The sequence below is a fragment of the bacterium genome (genome assembly GCA_024226335.1).
In the GTDB taxonomy this organism is placed as follows: domain Bacteria; phylum Myxococcota_A; class UBA9160; order SZUA-336; family SZUA-336; genus JAAELY01.
Genome location: JAAELY010000063.1, coordinates 1 through 876 on the forward strand (window position 1 = coordinate 1; position 876 = coordinate 876).

Here is an 876-nt window from a genome sequence, read left to right on the forward strand (position 1 = left end):
CGCGAATCCCCTGCTGTCGCCAGGCCGTGTACGCCGCTTCAGCCTCGGCGGTATACGAAAGGATTCGCATGCGCCGGAAGTCACTGAAGGGTCCGCTCGAAGAGCTCGTAGGAACGGTCGATGGGGACCTTGGACCTACCGGCTTCAGCTCGACGAATGACATTCAGGCGGGCGACCGCGCATGATCTCCTCGATCACGATGACCGGTACGGCCTGCTGATCGGCCGCGATTCCGGCAGCGCGCTCGACGAGACCGACCCGGCCCCTCAGGATGCCGGTCAAGACATCGGTGTCAAAGGCGATCATCCGAGAGGCTCGGCATCCCTCAGCCGGTAGGCTTCATCACAGATCTCGGCGAGGGTCGGATCGTCGCGATACTTCCCCGCGAGACTGGAAACGCCTTCTGCTTCGATCTCCAGCGCGAGCAACTCGCCGCGCTCTACGCGCTGGCGGAGCTTCGACTTGAGAGCCGGCCGAGACCTGTCTAGCTGGGGAATCCCCGAGGCTCGAAACCGACCGGCGTCACGAGCTCGAAGAGGTCGCCGTGAATCTTGGCCAGATAGATCCCCTGCGAAAGAACCCGCTTCTCGAACTCCTCGGGGACGTCCACTGCCGCCAGCAGACCGTAGAGAGTTTTACCCCGATGCTCCGGAAAGAAACTGACGAAACTGCGCAGGTGCTTGAGTATCTGTTGCAGGGACTCCTCACGCAGGCGGCTCTTGATCTCGACGAGGTACACCTCGTTGACCTCGCCATTGGTAATGCCGACGACGTCGATCTGCAACGAGTGACCGTTGCGGCGGGCACGAGCGTCAGTGACCACGGCGTCGACCTCGAACTTCTCATAGAGGATGTCGCGGATCGATGGCAACGCCA

Annotated in this window: 2 protein-coding genes; both read right to left on the bottom strand. The window is 62.0% G+C overall.

Annotated features, from left to right (window positions below):
- Positions 1-144 precede the first annotated feature (144 nt).
- Complete coding sequence (locus GY725_03065; protein MCP4003156.1) at positions 145-306, bottom strand: type II toxin-antitoxin system VapC family toxin; 162 nt, start codon at positions 304-306, stop codon at positions 145-147.
- Between the two features lie 178 nt (positions 307-484).
- Positions 485-876 (bottom strand): DUF3782 domain-containing protein (locus tag GY725_03070; protein ID MCP4003157.1); only part of this gene is annotated, 392 nt, incomplete at its 5' end.

Excerpts from the sequence above, each read along its gene's own strand:
- GY725_03065 (MCP4003156.1), bottom strand. The coding sequence starts at position 306 with ATGATCGCCTTTGACACCGATGTCTTGACCGGCATCCTGAGGGGCCGG.